Annotated in this window: 17 protein-coding genes and 1 tRNA gene; 7 read left to right on the top strand and 11 right to left on the bottom strand. The window is 38.3% G+C overall.

Features of this window, described 5'->3' with window-relative positions:
- Positions 1-137 precede the first annotated feature (137 nt).
- The 4 genes from DX933_RS00230 to DX933_RS00215 all read left to right on the top strand — a co-directional run bounded on the left by DX933_RS00230 (position 138) and on the right by DX933_RS00215 (position 4,633).
- The gene (locus DX933_RS00230) at positions 138-695 is read left to right on the top strand and encodes a beta-class carbonic anhydrase (protein ID WP_123314471.1); all 558 of its coding nucleotides are present in this window, start codon (positions 138-140) and stop codon (positions 693-695) included.
- A gap of 196 nt (positions 696-891) precedes the next feature.
- Complete coding sequence (locus DX933_RS00225) at positions 892-2,385, top strand: spore germination protein (protein ID WP_123314470.1); 1,494 nt, start codon at positions 892-894, stop codon at positions 2,383-2,385.
- Between the two features lie 9 nt (positions 2,386-2,394).
- Positions 2,395-3,504 (top strand): GerAB/ArcD/ProY family transporter, encoded by a 1,110-nt coding sequence (locus DX933_RS00220; RefSeq protein ID WP_223805825.1) that lies wholly within the window; start codon positions 2,395-2,397, stop codon positions 3,502-3,504.
- Positions 3,497-4,633 carry a Ger(x)C family spore germination protein gene (locus tag DX933_RS00215; protein WP_123314469.1) on the top strand — a complete coding sequence of 379 codons (1,137 nt, stop codon included), beginning with the start codon at positions 3,497-3,499 and terminating at the stop codon, positions 4,631-4,633. Before DX933_RS00220 ends, DX933_RS00215 begins: the two co-directional genes overlap by 8 nt.
- Before the next feature lie 120 nt (positions 4,634-4,753).
- On the opposite strand, the gene DX933_RS00210 is transcribed toward DX933_RS00215, so the two are convergent.
- From DX933_RS00210 to DX933_RS00195, 4 genes are all read right to left on the bottom strand, one after another.
- Positions 4,754-5,983 (bottom strand): quaternary amine ABC transporter ATP-binding protein, encoded by a 1,230-nt coding sequence (locus DX933_RS00210; protein WP_123314468.1) that lies wholly within the window; start codon positions 5,981-5,983, stop codon positions 4,754-4,756.
- Entirely contained in the window at positions 5,980-6,840 is an 861-nt protein-coding gene (locus DX933_RS00205) for an ABC transporter permease (RefSeq protein ID WP_123314467.1), read from the bottom strand. The genes DX933_RS00210 and DX933_RS00205 overlap by 4 nt, the downstream gene beginning before the upstream one ends.
- A 94-nt stretch (positions 6,841-6,934) precedes the next feature.
- The gene (locus DX933_RS00200; protein WP_123314466.1) at positions 6,935-7,930 is read right to left on the bottom strand and encodes an ABC transporter substrate-binding protein; all 996 of its coding nucleotides are present in this window, start codon (positions 7,928-7,930) and stop codon (positions 6,935-6,937) included.
- A gap of 473 nt (positions 7,931-8,403) precedes the next feature.
- Positions 8,404-9,474: an undecaprenyldiphospho-muramoylpentapeptide beta-N-acetylglucosaminyltransferase gene (locus DX933_RS00195; protein WP_123314465.1), complete on the bottom strand. Its 1,071-nt coding sequence runs from the start codon at positions 9,472-9,474 to the stop codon at positions 8,404-8,406.
- A gap of 122 nt (positions 9,475-9,596) precedes the next feature.
- Here DX933_RS00195 and DX933_RS00190 point away from each other — a divergent pair, with 122 nt between their 5' ends.
- Positions 9,597-10,967 (top strand): MATE family efflux transporter, encoded by a 1,371-nt coding sequence (locus DX933_RS00190; RefSeq protein ID WP_123314464.1) that lies wholly within the window; start codon positions 9,597-9,599, stop codon positions 10,965-10,967.
- A 53-nt stretch (positions 10,968-11,020) separates the two neighbouring features.
- Here DX933_RS00190 and odhB read toward each other — a convergent pair whose 3' ends face one another.
- The 6 genes from odhB to DX933_RS00160 all read right to left on the bottom strand — a co-directional run bounded on the left by odhB (position 11,021) and on the right by DX933_RS00160 (position 18,715).
- Complete coding sequence (odhB, locus tag DX933_RS00185) at positions 11,021-12,283, bottom strand: 2-oxoglutarate dehydrogenase complex dihydrolipoyllysine-residue succinyltransferase (protein ID WP_123314463.1); 1,263 nt, start codon at positions 12,281-12,283, stop codon at positions 11,021-11,023.
- Positions 12,280-15,138 carry a 2-oxoglutarate dehydrogenase E1 component gene (locus DX933_RS00180; RefSeq protein WP_123314462.1) on the bottom strand — a complete coding sequence of 953 codons (2,859 nt, stop codon included), beginning with the start codon at positions 15,136-15,138 and terminating at the stop codon, positions 12,280-12,282. The genes odhB and DX933_RS00180 overlap by 4 nt, the downstream gene beginning before the upstream one ends.
- Before the next feature lie 731 nt (positions 15,139-15,869).
- Positions 15,870-16,343, bottom strand: a complete 474-nt coding sequence (trmL, locus tag DX933_RS00175; protein ID WP_123314461.1) for a tRNA (uridine(34)/cytosine(34)/5-carboxymethylaminomethyluridine(34)-2'-O)-methyltransferase TrmL — start codon at positions 16,341-16,343, stop codon at positions 15,870-15,872.
- 48 nt (positions 16,344-16,391) lie between these two features.
- The gene (locus tag DX933_RS00170) at positions 16,392-17,237 is read right to left on the bottom strand and encodes an amidase domain-containing protein (protein WP_123314460.1); all 846 of its coding nucleotides are present in this window, start codon (positions 17,235-17,237) and stop codon (positions 16,392-16,394) included.
- Positions 17,238-17,296: 59 nt separating this feature from the next.
- Positions 17,297-18,445 (bottom strand): tRNA epoxyqueuosine(34) reductase QueG, encoded by a 1,149-nt coding sequence (gene queG / locus DX933_RS00165; RefSeq protein ID WP_123314459.1) that lies wholly within the window; start codon positions 18,443-18,445, stop codon positions 17,297-17,299.
- 196 nt (positions 18,446-18,641) lie between these two features.
- Positions 18,642-18,715, bottom strand: a tRNA-Gly gene (locus DX933_RS00160).
- Positions 18,716-18,837: 122 nt separating this feature from the next.
- Here DX933_RS00160 and DX933_RS00155 point away from each other — a divergent pair.
- Positions 18,838-19,185: a hypothetical protein gene (locus tag DX933_RS00155; protein WP_123314458.1), complete on the top strand. Its 348-nt coding sequence runs from the start codon at positions 18,838-18,840 to the stop codon at positions 19,183-19,185.
- A 270-nt stretch (positions 19,186-19,455) separates the two neighbouring features.
- On the opposite strand, the gene DX933_RS00150 is transcribed toward DX933_RS00155, so the two are convergent.
- The gene (locus DX933_RS00150) at positions 19,456-20,145 is read right to left on the bottom strand and encodes a Crp/Fnr family transcriptional regulator (RefSeq protein ID WP_223805824.1); all 690 of its coding nucleotides are present in this window, start codon (positions 20,143-20,145) and stop codon (positions 19,456-19,458) included.
- A gap of 184 nt (positions 20,146-20,329) precedes the next feature.
- Here DX933_RS00150 and dat point away from each other — a divergent pair, with 184 nt between their 5' ends.
- Positions 20,330-21,202 (top strand): D-amino-acid transaminase, encoded by an 873-nt coding sequence (gene dat, locus DX933_RS00145; protein WP_123314457.1) that lies wholly within the window; start codon positions 20,330-20,332, stop codon positions 21,200-21,202.
- The last annotated feature ends 6 nt before the right edge of the window (positions 21,203-21,208 follow it).

Raw genomic sequence — 21,208 nt, 5'->3', positions numbered from 1 at the left:
AAAAACTATCATATTGTCATATAAATAGTTATCACTATACGAATACAGTATTTATTGCTATATTTTTAACAAACGTTTTTTTATCGACAAGAAACAGCAGGATTCCAAATAAATATTTTCCAAAGGGGTTTTTTAGTATGCATTTAGAAGAAATGTTAAAATTTAATGAAGAATTTGTATCTGGTAAACAATATCAGCAATACGAAACAGACAGTATTCCAAATAAACGAATGGTTGTTTTTACTTGTATGGAATCACGTTTGGTTGAATTACTGCCAAAGGCATTAAATATTCAAAATGGTGATGTGAAAATGTTAAAGAATGCAGGTGCAATCATTCGCAAACCATTTGACAGCATTATGAAAGGAATCTTAATTGCCGTGTTTGAATTGCAAGCAGAAGAAGTTGTCGTCATCGGCCATCATGATTGTGGTATGTCACACGTAGATCCAGACGCGCTTGTCCAAAAAATGGAGGATAAAGGCATCAAGAAAGAAACATTGACAGACTTGCAGCATGCAGGAATCAATTATTTTGATGAATTTCACGGCTTTGATACAGTGGAAGAATCTGTTATGCAAAGCGTATCCATCATACGTAACCATCCCCTGTTGCCAAAACATGTCAAAGTACATGGCTTAGTCATTGACCCACATACTGGAAAAGTGGATGTCGTTACGAAAGACCAAGATTGAAAGTGATAGAAATATAAGTGAACCTTCCAACTGGAGGGTTCTTTTTTTGTGTTTCCATTCGCAGTTATATCCAGCATCAGGATTCCAGAAACGGATCATTTATTTAACTGAAAGTCATTTATTCCCTAAAAAAGGATAAAACGACATCACCTCCACATACTACAGATATATTATTTTTTAAAGGACGAATAACTATATGCGCAGAAGAAAAGTAAAACAAGGTTTTTTTCCAACTACCATAAACCAACTAAAAGAAACATTGGAAAAACAATTCGAAAATAATTCGGATTTAATGTTTTCAAGTTTTACCCACCAAGGAAAGAAGCTTGCTGTCTTTTACATTCCTTATCAGATAGAGTCTAATAAATTGGAGAAATTACTGAAAACCCTGCTTTCCGAGGAAAAAGAATGGACAAGTGAAACATTATTAAATGAAATTCCACTCGGCTCAGGTAAAAAAACATCGGATTTACAACAAATATTAACCAAACTCATTGTTGGTGAAATATTTATTTATATTGAAAATGAGAACGAAGCAATCTCCTATCAAGAGGAAAGTAGAGAGAAGCGAAATTTAGAAAAAGCGGAAACAGAATCACTGGTTTTAGGTCCTAAAATTGCATTTACCGAATCACTGGAGACAAATTTGAATATCATTCGCTGGGAAATACGTTCTCCCGATCTTGTCTTGGAAGAATTAACAATTGGAAAAGATCTTCCTTGTAAAGTGCGAATGATTTATTTAAAAACTGTTGCCAATGATCAGGACATCCAGACGATGCGCCAGCGTTTACAGGATTTGGATGTTGACATGGTAGAAGATGCAGCAGTCCTGGCACAGTATATCGAAGATTCGGAGACTAATTTATTTCCGCAATTGGAAACAACGGAATTACCAGACCGATTTATATTTGAAATCAATGAAGGGAAGGTTGGCGTACTAGTCGAAAATAGTCCGACTGGAATCCTCGCACCCGCTACCATTTTTAGCTTTTTAAAATCGACTGAGGATTTATATATGCGCTGGCAAACCGGGTCTTTCTTACGCCTCCTTCGTATGATTGCAATATTTTTATCTATTATTATTACCCCTTTATATGTCGCCATTGTAAGCTTTCATTATGGGATTATTCCTACACAATTACTTGTGTCCATTGGAAAGTCTCGTGCAGCTGTTCCTTTTCCCCCACTTGTTGAAGCATTATTATTAGAATTCTTAATTGAATTGCTGCGAGAAGCTGGGGCTAGACTTCCTACCAAGGTGGGACAAACAATGGGTATTGTTGGGGGTATTGTAATTGGACAGGCAGCGGTAGATGCGGGATTAACGAGTAATATATTAATCATTGTTGTAGCTATGAGTGCGCTAGCTTCCTTTACTGCACCGAGTTATTTACTTGGAACAACGGTTCGACTCGTACGTTTTCCGCTTATTCTTTTGTCCGGATTTCTTGGGTTTTACGGATTGATGTTTGGGCTATGCCTATTAATTATCCATATGCTGCGAACGAAATCCTTAGGGCATTCTTATTTAATACCAGTGTACCCTTTAAATATATCTGATTTTTTGGGCGTCTTTATACGGTTGCCCATTCGCTATAACTATAAGCGAATGGAATCCTATCATCCGAAAAAATTATTCCGTTTTCCCAAAAAAGAAGCATTGGGTAAAAAACATATGAAGAAATAGGTGACTGTCTTGCAAATCAATATGGCAATCGACAATAAAATCAGCAGCTTCTATTTGTTTTTTATCATTACGAGCATCCAAATTGGAGTCGGCATCATGGGGGTTCCAAGATTCATCTTTAAAGTAGCGCATCAGGATGCTTGGATTTCCATCCTCGTTACTTTAGTATGGATGCTTCTTGTAATCCAAGTGATGCTGATGATTCTTAAACAATATAAAAATGCAGACTTATATGGGATTCAGGTAGATTTATTCGGGAAATGGATTGGTAAATTATTAGGTACCGTTTATATCTTTTTCTACTTTGTTTCCCTTGTTACCGTCTATCTAAATTATATCGAAGTCGTTCATGTGTTTTTATATCCGACATTAAGCCCGTTTGTTATGGCGATCTTATTAGCCTTCTTAGCATTATATACTGTTATGGGAGGTTTTCATGTCGCAGTTGGCATCTCTTTTATTTTCTTTTTTCTCCCGCAATGGTTATGGTTTTTATTGTACGATCCCATATCAAGAATGGATTTCGATCATTTTCTGCCGATGTTTGATGCTTCCTTTACACAAATTATGAAAGGGGCAAAGGTAACCATCTACTCGGTTCTCGGCTTTGAGATTTTATTTTTCATCTATCCATATCTCTCCAATAAGAAGAAAGTCAGAAGGTCTGCTTTTTGGGCTGTTTCCTTTTCTTCATTCGTCGTTATGACCTGTACTGTTATTTCAATTGGCTATTTTAGCCCACATGATTTATCAGATGTGAATTGGTCCGTAATCACCTTGTATAAAAGTGTTTCCTTTTCATTTATTGAAAGACTCGATTATATTGTAGTGGTTGAATGGATGATGATTGTGCTGCCTAATTTAGTACTGCTCCTTTGGGTTATTTCCCAAGGTTTAAAGCGGATTTACAATGTACCCCCTAAATATAGCCTATACATTATTTCAGCTATTTGTGTCCTGCTTGCCTCCATTATTAAAAAATATGACACCATTCATTTCATCACTAATTTTATTGCAAAGTTTGGATTTTGGCTTGTATTTATTTACCCGTTTTTCTTATTACTTTTTGTCTGGATAAAAAAATTACTGTTTCGTAAGGAGTCCTCACAAAATGCTTAAGCATTTCGTTCTATTCGGTTTATTATTAAGTACGCTGACGGGATGTATTGCAGCCCAAGAAGTGGAAAGTCTTGGAATTATTAATGCACGAGGTGTAGATGAAATAGATGAAAATGTAATCGAGACAACGCTTATCTTATTCCAATTTGACTCGCAATCTGATCAAATTACCAAAAAGGTCAGTGGACAAGGTGCAACCGTCAAAAGCGCATTAAATGATGCCAACCGTGAATCCAACTTTAAGCTGGCACCCGGTAAAATCGAGTTGGAAATATACGGAAAAGAGACAGCTGAGGGAGGTATTTTCAACTATTTGGATACCCTAAATCGGGATGCAACGATACCTGATAATCTCAATATTGCAATCAGTGATACGACAGCAAAAGCGTTATTGTCTTTAAATAAAGAAGATGTTGCCATGAATCTTGGACAATATTTACATCGCATTATTGCTGAGAGCTCCTCGGATCACTTATTTCCAAGGGTAACGCTCCAGGACTTTATTAGTCATTTGTATGATGTAGGAAAAGATCCTGTATTACCTATATTTGAGATTCACGATAATTTACCAAAACTTTCAGCCATTGGTTTGATGCAAGATGACAAATTAATGGGCTCTCTTCCAAGTTCAGATATTAATCTATTCAATATGCATATGGAAACGGTAAAAAAAGTAATTCTCAATTTGGATATTCCAGTCCAGCCATTCGAGAAATACTTGGAAAAAGAAGATTTTATACGGATTGACAGTGATGTACTCCATACTTCATCGAATTTAATTAAAAGCAGGTCAAAAACTACGTTGATGGATAAAGATGCATTAAAATTTAAAACAAAGCTCAGTGTAAAGCTGGATTTACTGGAACTGTCTGAAAAAATATTATTAACGGATAAACAGGTCATAGATATTTTGGAAAAAGAGTTTGAAAAAAATATTATTTCCCGATATGAAACGATACTTGCAAAAATGCAGGAACTTAACACGGATGCTTTTGGCTATGGTACCATTTACCGCATACATGCTAAAAAGAATAAATTAAGCGCGGCAGAATGGCGCAAACTTTTCCCAAACATTCAAGTTGATTTTCAAATTGACGTGGAAATCATTCAGCATGGTTCCATTATGTAAGCATATAGTGAAACTTCAATCAGTGGAGGCTTACAGCCAGTTAATCTGTGATAAAAAAAGGATGCCCGACATATGACAAAATATGCCGCGCATCCTTTCTTTTTACGATATCATCATCACTTATTCCCGCTCAGATTCTGATTCATCGCCATTTCCAGTATCACCATTCCCATTGTCAGAAACCAATCCAGCAAGTACATGTACGCGTAAGATAAATCCGACGAGTTTATCTTCTTCATTTACAACTGCTAGTGGATATTTGGTTTCCAAAGCTTTCGGGATTAAGTCATTGACATATTCATCCTGCTGCACAATGGTGAAATCTTGCTGTAAGACATCCTCTAAAGATTTCTTTTCCTTAATTCCAGCTATTGCGTCATCAATCGTAACTATTCCTTTCACACGTCGTTGACGATCAACTGCAAATACACTCGAAATGCCGTTCTCCTTCATTTCCTTAATTGCAACATTCAAGCCATCCTTTGTTGAAACAAGTGCGTTTGGAGCAATCATCACATTTTCAGCTTGAATGACCTTTGAACGATCAATATCTTTAATAAACTCAGAGATGTATTCGTTCGCTGGCTTTTCAATGATTTCTTCAGGTGTACCAACTTGGACAACCTTTCCATCTTTCATCACCGCAACTCGATCCCCAAGTTTAAAAGCCTCGTTCACATCATGGGTGATAAATATAATGGTCTTTTGTAGACGATCCTGAATATCTAGTAATTCCAACTGCATTTCTCTTCTAATGAGTGGGTCCAGTGCACTAAATGGTTCGTCCATTAAAAGAATATCTGGATCATTTGTCAATGCACGGGCAAGTCCAACACGCTGCTGCATCCCACCGGAAAGCTCATCCGGATATTTCTCCTCATAGCCTTTCAGACCAACAATCTCAATATTCTTCATTGCTATTTTGCGTCGTTCTTCTTTGGAAACATTTCGTACTTCCAAACCATATTCTACATTAGCTAAAATGGTACGGTGGTTAAACAAACCAAAATGCTGAAACACCATTGCCACTTTTTCTTGGCGAACTTTTTTTAATTGATGTTTATTACTCGTAACGATATTTTCCCCATCAATATAGATTGCACCATCTGTTGGTTTATTTAATAGATTAAAGCAGCGAATTAAGGTAGATTTCCCACTACCGGACAGGCCCATAATAACAAATACTTCTCCTTTTTTTATGTCAAAAGAAGCATCATATACTCCTACTGTATGACCTGTTTTTTCTAGTATTTCACTTTTTGACATACCTTCTTTAACCATAGGAATAACTGATTTAGGTTTGGGGCCAAATATTTTAGATACGCCATCTAATTTAATTTGTGTTGTCATTTATCTCCCCTCCTGTGTCGCTGTAATTTATCAGCGATTCCATTTGTGATGCGGTCAATAATGATTGCCAGGAATACGATACTGATACCAGCCTCGAACCCAAGCGCAATATCTATCCGGTTAATGGAAACAAGCACCTGCTCCCCTAACCCTTTTGCTCCGACCATGGAAGCAATAACTACCATTGCCAAAGCCATCATGGTTGTTTGGTTTACACCAGCCATAATTGTAGGCATTGCTTGTGGCAATTGAACCTTACGAAGCATTTGCCATTTCGATGAACCGAAGGACTGTGCAGATTCTATCACTTCCTTATCCACACCGCGAATGGCTAACTCCGTTAATCGAATAACTGGTGGAAGAGAGTAGATTAAAGTTGCAAAAATCGCTGAAACATTCCCTAATCCGAAGAAAAATATAGCAGGTATTAAATATACAAAACTTGGCATCGTCTGCATGGCATCCAATATAGGTCGCATAACTGTTGAAAAGCCTTTACTAAATGCCATCCATACGCCAAGAGGAATCCCAATTAATAAGGAAATAATCACTGCTGCTAAAACGATAGCTATTGTCGTCATCATGTCTTCCCATAAACCAAAGGATCCAATTAAAAAGATAAAGATCCCGTACAACACTCCTGAAAATAGGGTGCGAAAATACCATCCTAATAAAAAGATAATTAAAATAAACAGCCACCATGGCATCATATTTAGAAAAGCATCGATACCATGTATGGTTCTAGAAGCGATTAAAAAGATAAAATCAAAAAACCCTTCTAATGAACTTGCTAGAAAATCTACAAAATCACTTACATAATCTCCTAAGTTCGTGCGTATATCGGGAAAGCTTATCATAAGCTCACTGCAACAAAGGCAGCTCTCACACTCCTTTTTTCTGAAATTTTTAGGAAGAAAAGCAGCCAACCAAGTGGTTGGCTGCCCTGCCAAATTACTTCAAAGCATCCTTCACTTTTTTAGCAATATCCTCATCCAACCAAGCGGTCCAAAGATCTTCATGCTCTTTCATCCACCATTCAGCCGCTTCTTCAGCAGATGCATCATTATCTTCCATATATGCTAATGCTTCTTCTGTTAATTCACTGCTAGTTTCATAGTTTTTTAAGAATTCTACTACTTCTGGAGCTTGGTCTGGCATATCCTTATGCACTGCCACCACTACATCATTCGGAGGAAACTCTGTACCCTTTGTTTCATTCCACGTGTCTAAATCAAATTCTGGTTCTTCTAATAGTGTTAAGTCATATTTTGCTGTAATTGCTGTTGGAGACCAGTAATAGCCTACCCAGCCCTTTCCAGCTTTATATGCCGCTACCAAGTCTGCAACCGCTGCAGAATCTGAACCAGGCATAAAGTTATTCAATGTTTCATCTAAACCATATGTTTTAAACTTTTCGTCAATTGCGTCGGCAACTTCCCAACCACTCGGTGCATTGATAACACGTCCGCGTCCTGGATCTTCCGGATCTTCAAATACCTCTGGATATTTCTTCAAATCTTCAACTGTTTTTAAATCTGGTGCCATTGGCTCAATTCCACGTTCTGGATCTCCCTCAATGACATAAGTAGGAACGTATAGGCCTTGATTATTATCATCGAAGTTCGTGGATAATTTCTCAATATCACCGGCATCTATCGCCTCTTCATACACTTCCTTAATATTGTCTGTCCACACTTCCATATAAACATTAATATCACCTTCTCGCAGACCTTGAATTGTCGCTGCGGTTGAACCTGCTGTCACATCTGTTTTATAACCAAACCCTTCTTCAACAATGGTTTGTGCTACGTGATTATGAACCCGGATACTATCCCAGCCCGCGTCAGCAAATACAATTTTGTCAATTTCACCATCACTACTTGAACCGCTGCAGGCAGCAAGAACAAGAGCAACTAATCCAATACATAAAACTGCAATCTTTTTCATTCTATTACCCCTTTAATTTTTTTGAACTCCATGCATCCGTTTAGCCAGGTAACAATCCAAAATTCTTATCAAGCTAAATCATTTAGACTTCTATCGTCTAAATGTAATACCAATAATAATGATTAGTAAAAAATCAATTAGACTGGAAATGTAGCAGATAAAACCGAAGATGAATCGTGTAGAAAAGGCTGATGGGATCAGATGGATATACCATTTTTAAGCTTATCGAATAACTGGATTTGAAGCAAACAGGCTATGCATGGATAAAAACGAATTATTCCCAATCTCCATGGTTGTGTGTAACTTAACCATCTGTTTACAAGCATATACGCTTAATAACTGCCTATAACGCAACATTCCCCTAATTTTCTAAATGCTTATCTATTTATTCCCCCGAAAAAATATAATAAACATCAAAAAACCACATGTTTCGACACATGTGGTTAGATATACTAATAAATACTTCCATTTCCTTATTTTTTTACTTGTTTAATTATATTTACGACCTGTTCCAGGGATTCTTCACTTTTATATGTCTGCATACGATCTTTCATCATCTCACCGTATTCTTTTAGCTCATGTAATTCCTGCACAAGTGTTTCCGAAGTAAGGTTCTCCTCCTCCAGCATCCGGGCAAAACGTTTTTCTTGGAATGCATTGGCATTAACGATTTGGTCTCCCCTGCTGGCACTACGCGATAAAGGGATAAGCAGCATAGGGATTCGTAACGCCAAAAACTCAAAAATAGCATTTGACCCTGCACGTGACACAACAAAATCTGTTGCTGCCAAAAGATCCTTTAATTCTTTCTGCACATATTCAAATTGTTTATAACCTGTTTGTTCAACTGTTATATCGACTTTTCCTTCACCGCATATATGAATCACTTGAAAGCTCTTTAAAAGAATTGGCAGGCTCTCTCTGATTGATTCATTAATTTTCTGAGCGCCACCACTACCTCCCATAACCAAAAGTACGGGCTTAGACCGGTCAAAACCACAAAGAGCTAATCCTGTATCCTTGTCTCCTTGAAATAATTCCTGACGAATAACCGCACCAACATATTCTGCTTTTCTTTCAGGCAGGAATTGCATCGTCTCGGAAAATGTCGCTAATACCTTTTTAGTAAAAGGTATGGACAGCTTGTTGGCCAGTCCAGGGGTATAATCTGATTCATGAATAACAGCTGGTGTCCGCCGTAATTTAGCAGCCATGACCACTGGAACGGACACAAAGCCTCCTTTTGAGAAAATAACAGCTGGCTTCTTTTTCCCAATAATTTTCCACGCTTGTAAGGTCCCTTTTAATACTTTAAATGGGTCCTTTACATTCTCAATCGACATATAGCGTCTTAGCTTACCAGTGGAAATTGGATGGTATGTCACTCCTTCCACCTGTTCAATTAACTTTTTTTCGATTCCGTCCTTGGAACCAATATAATCAATCTCCCAGCCTTCCTGCTGAAAAACTGGAATCAAGGCCAGATTTACAATAACATGGCCGGCTGTTCCACCGCCTGTAAATAAAATACTTTTATTACTCATTTCAATGGACTTCCTTTCTTTCTAAATCCAGTTTTAAAAGGTATAATTGATTAAGTTTCTTTAAACACCCCACACCGTTCACTAGCTATTTATGAAGTCTACATAGGAAAAGGAAGAGTAAAATGTATGAAACATCTAATCTAAAGGAAAAACTGAAATTATTTTCGATTATTTTAATTCCCATTTTAATTACCCAGGTCAGTATGTATTTGATGAATTTCTTTGATACGGTAATGTCTGGCAGAGTCAGCCCGCAAGACTTAGCAGGTGTTGCCATTGGATCCAGTCTCTGGGTACCCATATTTACTGGTGTTAATGGTATTCTTATTGCAATCACACCTATTATAGCGCATTTGGTTGGCGCTGGGAAAACAAAAACAGTGCCGGAAAAAGTACAACAAGGTATTTTTCTCGCAACATTACTGGCTTTTATTATTCTTGTAATTGGTACATTTGTATTAAATCCGGTCCTCGATGCAATGGATTTGGATGTTCAAGTGAAACATATCGCGAAATATTATTTAATTTCACTTGCGGTTGGAATTATACCGCTCTTTATCTTTAATACGTTACGGGCTTTTATGGATGCACTGGGTAAAACACGAACTTCTATGCTTGTCATTTTAATTTCATTACCGCTGAATGTATTTTTTAATTATATCTTTATTTTTGGGAAGCTTGGATTACCAGCTTTTGGTGGTGTCGGTTCTGGAATAGCAACTGCCATTACCTATTGGATTATATGTATCATTGCTTTTATATTGTTAAAAAAATTAGAGCCATTTCGAAGCTATCATTTATTCACCGGTTGGGCTATGCCTTCCTTGAAAGCTTGGTTAGAACAGTTAAAAATTGGTGTGCCCATTGGATTTGCGATCTTTTTTGAAACGAGCATTTTCTCTGCTGTAACATTATTAATGAGCGCGTACAGTACGTATACGATTGCAGCACATCAGGCAGCAATTAACTTTGCTTCGTTACTTTATATGATTCCACTCAGTGTAGGTATGACCTTAACGATTTGTGTCGGCTTTGAGGCAGGTGCAAAACGATTTTTCGATGCCAGACAATATGGATATATCGGCTTATCCAGTGGGATATTCATCGCTGTCTTCGCTGGGCTTGTACTGTTCCTATTTAATGAGCCGATTGCTGGGTTATACAATACCAACCCTGAAGTGATTCAGTTAACAAAACAATTCATTTACTTTGCAATCTTCTTCCAGTTGGCAGATGCATTTGGCGCACCAATTCAAGGTGCATTACGTGGCTATAAGGATGTTAATATGACGTTTATTATGGCGCTTGTATCCTATTGGGTTATTGGACTTCCAACAGGGTGGCTATTAGCCAATTATACAGATCTTGGTCCATTTGGATATTGGGTAGGATTAATCGTAGGTTTAAGTTTTGGAGCTGTTGTACTATTGTTCAGACTCCTACATTTACAAAAGAAAAACATAGAAAAAGCTGGCAGTATCCTATCTTCATAACAAAGAAAAATCCACGAAGCACATCAAGCTTCGTGGATTTTTTTATATCAATATCAGCCTTCTAGCAATAGGTCATATGGGTCTTCCAGCAGCTGTTTAATTCGTACGAGGAATTGTACAGCATCTTTACCATCTACAATACGATGATCATAGGACAGTGCTAGATACATCATCGGACGTACCTCAATCGTATCATCAGGCATGACCATCGCACGTTTCTGGATATTGTGCATGCCAAGTATACCTACCTGTGGTGCGTTCAGAATTGGTGTGGACAACATGGATCCAAAAATACCACCATTTGTAATCGTAAACGTTCCACCTTGCAAATCACTCAATGCCAATTCCTTATTACGTGCCTTTTTACCAAGGTTACCAATTTCGCGTTCAACACCAGCGAAATCCAGTCTATCTGCGTCACGTACAACTGGAACAACTAATCCATCCTCTGTTGATACAGCGATACCGATATCGTAAAATTTCTTAATAACCAATTCATTCCCTTGAATTTCAGCATTTAACAATGGGAAATCTTTTAGTGCACCAACTACAGCTTTTGTGAAAAAGGACATAAAGCCAAGTTTAACACCATGCTTATCTACAAACTTATCTTTGCGTTGTGCACGAAGATTCATAACAGCTGTCATATCTACTTCATTGAATGTAGTAAGCATCGCAGCATTATGCTGTGCATCTACCAAACGGCTAGCTATTGTCATCCGGCGACGTGACATTTTCACGCGTTCAACTGGCTTATCGAATTCTGTTTTCTCAGCATCAGCAGCAGCTGGTTTTTTAGCAGGCTTGGAGGCAGGCTTTTCTTGCGCACCTTTAGCTGCTTGTTCTACATCCTCAGGACGCACTCTTCCAAGTGGATCTTTCACAGGTACAGCACTTAAATCAATATTTAACTCACGTGCTCGCTTTCTCGCAGCAGGTGAAGCAATAACATCATGTTTATTCGATTCTTCTGGTTCTTCCTTCTTCTCTTGCTTTACAGCTTCTGTTTTTTCTGGTGCTGGTTCTTCTTTAGCTGGTGCATCCTTTGCTTCAGGTTCTTCAGCAGGTGCGCCTGCTTCACCATTTTCGTCCAGCTTCCCGATAACATCGCCAACTTCCACATCCTCACCTTCACCAAGGATGATTTCAGTTACAACACCTGTAAAATCAGAGTTTACTTCAACGTTTACTTTATCGGTTTCCAATTCCACGATTGGATCACCTTTTTCAATCTTGTCGCCGACTTTAACAAGCCACTCGGCAATCGTACCTTCTGTTATGGATTCTGCTAGTTCTGGTATCTTGATTTCTTTCACTTGGATTCTCCTCCTAATGTCGGATTAATTGCTTTTTGCACGATATGATTTTGTTTTGATTTGTGAACATTTGGTTCGCCAACTGCTGGTGAAGAACGATCAGGTCGCCCTACATAACGAAGCTTTTGTCCTTCTTTCAGTAGACCTCGTACCTCATCCTTAATAAAGTTCCAGGCACCCATATTTTTTGGTTCCTCTTGAACCCAGACAATTTCTTCAACCTCCGGCAAATCTTTTAATTCTTTTTCCAATTCCTTTTTCGGGAATGGATAGATTTGCTCTACACGCAGCGCACGAAGCCATCCAAAGCTTTCATCCGACTGTTCCATTGCATCTTCAATATCCACCATTACTTTTCCACTACCAAGTAGAAGTCTTTTTGCGTTCTTCTTACTAACCTTTAAGTTAGGTTGATTGCGTAATGGTTGGAATGTACCGTCTGTAAATTCCTTTGCATCAGAAGCAATTCTCATATTACGTAACAAACTGCTTTTCGGTGTCATCAGTACAAGCGGACGCGCCTCTACTTGACCACGCATTGCTGCCTGTCTACGAAGCAAATGGAAAAATTGTGCAGAAGATGTAGCATAGGCAACAATCCAGTTGTTTTCAGCAGCAAGCTGTAAGAACCGCTCTAAACGAGCACTGGAATGTTCCGGCCCTTGCCCTTCATAACCGTGCGGCAATAGCATAACCATATTCGATTTATCGCCCCATTTTGCACGTGCAGACGAAATGAATTGGTCAAAGATCACCTGTGCAGCATTTGCAAAATCACCAAATTGCGCTTCCCAAATAACGAGTGTTTCTGGTGAATGAACGCTATATCCATATTCAAAGCCTAGAACACCAGCTTCAGATAGCGGACTATTTCTGATATCGAAGGATGCTTTTGTTTCTTCCAAATGATGCATCGGACAAAATTTTTCATTTGTTTCGATATCATTTAAAACAGCATGACGATGCGCAAAGGTTCCTCGTTCAGAATCCTGACCAGTTAAACGAATCGGAATACCATCCTGCAGAATGGAAGCATAGGTTAAAGCTTCACCAGTACCCCAGTCCGCTTTATTTCCTTCATTCAATGCATCTTTACGTCTCTTCAAAATACGCTCCAGCTTTTTATTAGGATGGAAAGATGCCGGACGTTCCAATAGACCTTCATTTAACTTTTGAAGTGTTTCCAAAGGAACAGCAGTATCATATTTATCCAAACCATTTGCCAAAGCGGATGGCATGGTCTTATCTTCAGATGTCTCTGCATTCTCTTCTTTTAAACTTTCATAGATATTTCGCAAATCTTCTTGGACTTTTTCTTTCATACCTTTTAAGTCATCCGTAGCGAGAACACCTTTTTCTTCCAAGTCTTTAGCAAAGACCTCTGTTACAGATGGATGGTTGTCGATTTGTTTATAGAGCAGCGGCTGTGTCATACGCGGCTCATCCATTTCATTATGTCCATAACGTCTATAACCAACCAAATCAATCAATATATCTTTATTGAATTTCTGACGATACTCATACGCAATACGAATCGCTGATACACATGCGATTGGATCATCAGCATTGACGTGAATAATTGGTATTTCAAACCCTTTTGCCAGGTCACTTGCATATCTAGTAGAACGGCCATCCGTATGATCAGTCGTATAACCTACTAGATTATTAGCAATAATATGCAATGTACCACCGGTTGTATAGCCAGGTAGATTACTTAAATTTAACGTCTCCGCAACAACACCTTCACCTATAAACGCTGCATCCCCATGAATTAATACTGGAATAGCCTTATTCATATCTTGCTTAGGATAACCTGCGTTTGTGCGATCGTCCTGTGCAGCTCTTGCAAACCCTTCTACAACCGGGTTTACAAATTCCAAGTGGGACGGGTTATGTGCTAACGTAATTCTTGTGGTTGTTTCATCACCATGTTTTACTTCCTTCACAGCGCCAAAGTGGTACTTCACATCTCCACTCCAGCCGTAATTGATACCAGTAGATCCTTCAGATGGAATCAATTCCTTATCAGGTGAATGGTGAAATTCAGAAAATATAATATCTAATGGTTTACCAAGCACATGCGCAAGCACACTTAATCTACCACGGTGTGCCATTCCCATCATAATATTTTCAACCTTATCATTTGTCGCATGTTTAACAATATGATCAAGCATTGGTACCATTGTTTCCAAGCCCTCTATTGAAAAACGCTTTTGTCCTACAAAGGTTTTTTGCAGGAATTCTTCAAAGCCTTCTACATGAGCCAAACGGTTTAGCAACTGCTTTCTTTCTTCATTTGGCATTGATATTCTCGCATTACCAGTTTCCACAAAATCTAAAAGCCAATTACGTTCCTCATCATTGTGGACATGATCAAATTCAAATGCCATTGTTCCTGTATAATATTTTTTCAACTTTTGAATAGCTTCAAGTGCATTTGTTGCATCCTTTGGCGCTTTTTCCCAAAGCCAGGATGCTGGAATACTTTTTAAATCCGCTTCCGTTAAGTCGTACGATTTTGGATCAACCAGATCAGATTGACGTTCCTTTTGCAGTCCAACTGCATAAATATCCGCTTCCAAATGTCCATAACGACGAATAGCCTCAACCAATTTCATTGCTGAGGTTAATTTCTTTACATCTTTTATGGATGAAGCCCCTGATTCCTCCAATACTTGCTTTTCCTTATCGTGCATCCAATCCGGCGCACCATGTTGATCAAATAATTCTTTGATAGATGAATCGACTGATTCGGGATCATTCGTGTACAGCTCAAATTGTTCTTCCAAATAACCGATATTCGGTCCAGAAAATCTTGCCCAGAATCTTTCAGCAGATTCTTCGTTTTGTCCCACGTCTCCTACCCCCATTAGCTTTCTCCGTTGTATACGGCTGGATTGTTACAAACAATTGGATGAAGTCTTCTACATCAAATCCCAATCATGCCGCGCTTCCCCTAAATAAACGAGCATATCTTGTCATTTTCTTTTTCGCATAAAAAAGACTGGGTTCGACCAAGAATGTTGTCTCATGTCAAGACAATACGATTGGGACGCTTCGGACTCCCCCATTTTCACCCATCTTCCATTATAGAACGCAAGGTGGACTTCATCAACTAATATACCTTATTTATTTCAAGTGAACAATAGTTACTTCCACGCGCCATTTAATAAGGAAAAACCCATGCTTTTTTACATCTGTTTTTCAGTTGAATTCATCCTTAAATGATGCAATATTTCTTTCCCACTTTACGCGAATGGATCGAAGTCCTTCTGATACACAAGCCATTCCTAAAACGGTCATTTTAAACGATTCGGAGGATTTTCATTATTACTGGGTTCACTTTAGCTGCAACATCCGTTATAATAAGAGCATACTAATCATTAAATACAAGTGTGTCTCACGTACATAGAGATTATTTAAAGGAGGAAACAGCATGAAATTAGCACTAATTCTAGGAGTAGCAGTTGTTTTCATTACCTCATGCTTTACATCTGCACATGAAGCAAAGCCAGGTGTACCAAAAAACAATCAGTAATAAATATTAAAACCGCCAAACATATCAAACGTATGCTTGGCGGTTTTTTCATGTGAGATTTGGAAATCCCTGCTGTCGTAACACTTCATATATAATAATTGCTGCCGTATTGGACAGATTTAAAGACCGTACCTTTTCATTCATGTGAATTCGTAGACAGTAATCCTCTTTACCTTCTAATAGTGAAACTGGTATCCCATTTGTTTCACGACCAAATACAAAAAATAAATCCTCAGATGAATCACTAAAATCATAATCCGTATAATGCTTGGTGCCAAAGTTTTCAATATAATAAAATATACCATTTGGATTCGCTTTATAAACCTCTTCCAAAGACTGATGTTCTACTATATCGACATGCTTCCAATAATCAAGTCCAGCACGACGAAGCATTTTATCTTCGGTTGAAAAACCAAGTGGATGGACTAAATGAAGGGTCGTATCTGTCGCTAAACAGGTACGGGCGATATTTCCCGTATTAGCAGGTATTTCCGGTTGATATAAAACAATATGCAAACTCATCATTCATTCTCCTTGCTGTCACAACTTATAACTATCCTAGTATAGCATTTATTCGCCAATCCGGAAAAATTTATATTGAATTTCAGGTGTATAAGCTGTTGAATCTTCATAGGTCCAATATCGATTACGACTATTATCTGTATGGGCATTTACCAAAGGCATACCATAGGCATCTTTGTTAACTACAATTGTTGTATGATCCCATCTGCCATCTCCCTGAAAGTCATAGCAAATGACATCACCTGGCAGCAGCTGGTCTGCTGATTCTACTGCAACACCCTGTAAACCATTATTCGCAGCACTTAAATACCAACGCATGGCATTAGCAACAGACCAGCTAAAGCTCCATGATTTCCCGCTATACCACCAGCCCTTTTCACGAACAGGTGCACCATGCATTGGTGCGCCGCCCGCATGCAAGCATTGCGAAATATAATTTGTACAATCTACATCAAAATGTTCATATGCTGGATTGTAACTATTCCACCAGCGTTCTGCATACTGAACTGCAGACAATCGGTCATATTCAAAACGGCTATCGTTTTTTTCGCGGCGTTCAAATGGGAGCTTGGGATTTGAATGTGACTGATGTCGTTCCAATGCAGACACGCGATGATGCTGATGAATTTCACCTGACTTAATTCCAAAACGACATGGAAATATCTGCTCTTCTTCATAATAATAATTTTTTTGTTTAATTAGCAGGCGAAGATGCATACGATACTGATAGGAAGCATTTTCACGCTCACAATTATCCAGCTTGGACGCCTTCCCTCGTACTCGAACAATATATGCGTCTCTCTTTGCAAGTTGAGCTATCTTCTTACCCCACCACTCATTTGGATCTCCTTCATCAGATAACTTCTTTATCCACCATGCTTTTAATTCATCCATAACAAAACCCCTCCAGTTCCAATATATGACGGGAAGGGTTTTCCAATATCTAAAACACATTAATTTTTTTCTACGAGTATTTCTTCTTGAAATAAACTATTTTCCATTTCCACAATGACCTGTTCATCTTTTTCCTTTTCCATTGCTGTTCGAATTGCCTCTAGAGCTTCTTCCGTACCAATTTTACCAAGTGACCATGCAGCGGTACCTCTTATAACAGGACGTGGATCTTCACGCATGACAATCGATAATTCTTCAACAGCAGCCTTTTCTTTGAAATGTCCCAATGCAATAATGGCATTTCGTTGTAAAGGTTTTTTTCCTCGCCAAAAACCAGCTATATGACCAAATTTTTCTTTAAAATCACGGTTAGACATTCGCAGCATTGGCACCAATCTAGGTTTGACAACTTCTGGATCCGGCTCAAATTCTTCATGAAAATGGGAATCTATCTTCTTATTTCGGGGACAAACGACCTGACAGGTGTCACAGCCATACACACGATTTCCAATTTTTGTTCGAAACTCTTCTGGAAGAAAATCCTTTGTTTGTGTCAAAAAAGCAATACAACGTTGGGCATTGAGTCGGCCTCCTTCAACCAATGCACCAGTAGGACATGCATCCAAGCAGATACGGCAATCCCCGCAGCTGTCTTCCACCGGTGAGTCAGGTGTAAAGGGAATATTCGTTAATAGTTCGCCCAAGTACACGAATGATCCGAATTCTGGTGTGATAATAGAAGTGTTTTTTCCACTAAAACCAATACCAGCGCGCTCAGCCACTGCACGATCAGATAATTCCCCCGTATCAACCATTGACTTTAAAACAGCATCCGGCACATTTTCCTGAATAAATGCTGATAATTTCGCCAATCTATCACGCAAGACAATATGATAATCAATCCCCCATGATGCCCTAGCAAATATCCCCCGGCGATCTCCCTTGACTCCCCTTGGTGCATCCTTCATTCGTGATGGATAGGCAAGTGCAACAGAGATAATCGTTTGTGCCTCAGGTAATAATCGTTTCGGCTCTGTTCTTTCTTCAATCGAACCCTTTTCAAATCCCGATTGATAACCACTTTCTTGTTGCATTCGCAATCTATTTTTAAGCTCACCAAAAACATCAGCAGAAGCAAAGCCAATTTTATCAATGCCGATTGTTTTACTATATTGGATAATTTCTTGTTTTAATTGCTCCATTTGCATGAGGAGCCCTCCTCAATAAAAATACAAAAATGATACGATATTAATTTTATTCTGCCTCTAAAACAACATAAAATATTTTATATATAGCAACCCTAGGATACTACGCTCTTCCAAAGATATTCAAGTACCCATCCACATAATAAAAAACACAGCAGACGTAATCAAATTACGAATTGCTGCGTTGACATATATAATATGGAGCGGGTGAAGGGAATCGAACCCTCATCATCAGCTTGGAAGGCTGAGGTTTTACCACTAAACTACACCCGCATGTTATTAAAAAGTATATATGATATTTACATTTACGCAATCATGCCTCTGCATCTACTAGCTTATCCAAGGATGCGTTTGCTTCGAGGCAACTCGAAGCTAATTCGGTAGATGCATCGCTCGTGGCTGAGGTTTTACCACTAAACTACACCCGCATGATAATTGAAAAGGTACCGTATTTTATCTTACGCAATCATGCCCCTGCATCTTATAGATTATTCGATGATGCCTGTGCTTTGAGGCAACTCGAAGCTAATTCGGTAGATGCATCGCTCGTGGCTGAGGTTTTACCACTAAACTACACCCGCATGATAATTGAAAAGGTACTGTATTTTATTTTACGCAATCATGCCCCTGCATCTTATAGATTATTCGATAATGCCTGTGCTTCGGGGCAACTCGAAGCTAATTCGGTAGATGCATCGCTCGTGGCTGGGGTTTTACCACTAAACTACACCCGCACTACTTAAGAATCGTATCTTAAATTTTGATGCTACGCAATCATGCCCCTGCATCTTATAGATTATTCGGTGATGCCTGTGCTTCGGGGCAACTCGAAGCTAACTCGGTGGATGCATCGCTCGTGGCTGAGGTTTTACCACTAAACTACACCCGCACTTTCAAAAGACAAGATTTATTTTATCAGTAATTTTTACACCTTGCAAGTATAAAGTGATGATTAGCCATTGTTTCATATAAAAAACCTACCTACAAAACAGGTTGTAAGCAGGCTTCTGCTACTAAAGTGTGCAATTCTCAACGGCACATTTATCACAAGCAAGTAATTTACGAAAATAGTTCATATCTTTTACGATATAGTATTTATTATTATTTTCTACAATTCCTTTTTCTTTCCATCTATTCACTACTCGGCTCACTGTTTCTCGTGAGACCCCAATATGCTTACTGACATCCTGTAATTTGACTGGTTCCGTTATGCGAATGCCATTCTTCGTTACGATTCCATACATGTTTGTATAGCGAACAAAGACAGATGCAATTGCACCTTCCGAACCAAATGCAACATAATCGCGTATTTTCGCCTTGCTTGAATCAAGTGACTCAGCAAACCAGCAAATAAATTCCATGCCTAATTTACCATTTTGTTCGATCAAATCCATTACATCGTCTTTTTTAATATAATATATAATACTATTTTTCATTGCTTCAGCAGAATTGGAATATACTTCTCCGCCGAAGACACCTATTTCACCAAAGCAGTCGTTTGTGTTTCTTGTGAAAAGCAAAATTTCTTTGTTTTGCCCAAGATCTTTATAAATCCTAACTTCCCCTTTATGGATAAAATATAAATAATTAGCTGGTTCTCCCTCGTGAAAAATGATTTCTCCGCGAGGAATGTCCCGATGGTCGCAGTTTGCAATTAACATATTATATTCGTTTGGATGAATTCGCTGTAAAATCGGAATCACATTAATCACACCTTTTATAATATAGTATTACTATACAGCAAAAGGAAGTTATAAAGAGTGATAAATATCACTCTTTATAACTATAGCATAAATATTTTCATAATAATATAATCAGTTAACAGAGCATTTACATTCTTTCCACATCGTTATAAAATAGTCTTAATGTGATGAAAGGAAGAGATACATGTTTGTATATCCGGTAATCCTGTCACAAGATAAATTTGTTCATCGTGACAGCTTAAATTATCCGTTTGAAGAAAGATCCATGCAGTTTGGGGATGGTGTGTATGAAGTAATTCGTATTTACAACGGTACCTATTATTTACTCGATGAGCATGTGGATCGTCTGTACCGTTCAGCTGAGGCAATCAAAATTAATTTAGATTTGGATAAAGATAAATTAATTGCGCTTCTTCATGATTTGATGGAACGTAATAATATGACTGAAGATGGGAAAGTATATTTACAAGTAACACGTGGATCAGCGCCTAGAGATCACGTCTTCCCGCTTGATGCTGCTCCAAATATGTACGCCTATGTTGTAAAAGTACCACGCAATACAGAGCTTCTTTCAAACGGTGTTGCAACCATTACACACAGGGACATCCGCTGGGAATATTGTTTCATTAAAAGCCTTAATCTATTGCCAAATGTGCTTGCGAAGCAGGAAGCAAAGGATCACCATTGTTATGAGGCGATTCTTCATAAAGATGGACTAGTTACAGAATGTAGTGCCTCCAATGTTTACTTAGTCAAAAATGGAAGTATTTACACACATCCAGCCACGGAAAATATTCTTCACGGTTGTGTACGTATGCGTGTGGAACAATTTACGAATGATTTACAAATTCCTTTCATTGAAGAGGCATTCCGAATAGAAGATATCGGAAAAGCAGATGAGTTATTTTTAACTAGCAGCACCTCTGAAGTCCTCCCTATCATTGAAGTAGATGGACAGCAGATTGCTGATGGAAAACCAGGTAATATCACAAAAAAACTGCAAGCTGCCTATGAAAAAGATGCAAATATTCTTAATAAATCCACCGTCAATCAATAATTATTA

The sequence above is a fragment of the Ornithinibacillus gellani genome, from assembly GCF_003730295.1.
GTDB lineage: Bacteria > Bacillota > Bacilli > Bacillales > Amphibacillaceae > Ornithinibacillus_A > Ornithinibacillus_A gellani.
This window is presented reverse-complemented; position numbering and strand designations above follow the sequence as displayed.

Coding starts and splice junctions, on each gene's coding strand:
- DX933_RS00230 (WP_123314471.1), top strand. CDS start 138: ATGCATTTAGAAGAAATGTTAAAATTTAATGAAGAATTTGTATCTGGT.
- DX933_RS00225 (WP_123314470.1), top strand. CDS start 892: ATGCGCAGAAGAAAAGTAAAACAAGGTTTTTTTCCAACTACCATAAAC.
- DX933_RS00215 (WP_123314469.1), top strand. CDS start 3,497: ATGCTTAAGCATTTCGTTCTATTCGGTTTATTATTAAGTACGCTGACG.
- DX933_RS00210 (WP_123314468.1), bottom strand. CDS start 5,983: ATGACAACACAAATTAAATTAGATGGCGTATCTAAAATATTTGGCCCC.
- DX933_RS00205 (WP_123314467.1), bottom strand. CDS start 6,840: ATGATAAGCTTTCCCGATATACGCACGAACTTAGGAGATTATGTAAGT.
- DX933_RS00200 (WP_123314466.1), bottom strand. CDS start 7,930: ATGAAAAAGATTGCAGTTTTATGTATTGGATTAGTTGCTCTTGTTCTT.
- DX933_RS00195 (WP_123314465.1), bottom strand. CDS start 9,474: ATGAGTAATAAAAGTATTTTATTTACAGGCGGTGGAACAGCCGGCCAT.
- DX933_RS00190 (WP_123314464.1), top strand. CDS start 9,597: ATGTATGAAACATCTAATCTAAAGGAAAAACTGAAATTATTTTCGATT.
- trmL (WP_123314461.1), bottom strand. CDS start 16,343: ATGAGTTTGCATATTGTTTTATATCAACCGGAAATACCTGCTAATACG.
- DX933_RS00170 (WP_123314460.1), bottom strand. CDS start 17,237: ATGGATGAATTAAAAGCATGGTGGATAAAGAAGTTATCTGATGAAGGA.
- queG (WP_123314459.1), bottom strand. CDS start 18,445: ATGCAAATGGAGCAATTAAAACAAGAAATTATCCAATATAGTAAAACA.
- dat (WP_123314457.1), top strand. CDS start 20,330: ATGTTTGTATATCCGGTAATCCTGTCACAAGATAAATTTGTTCATCGT.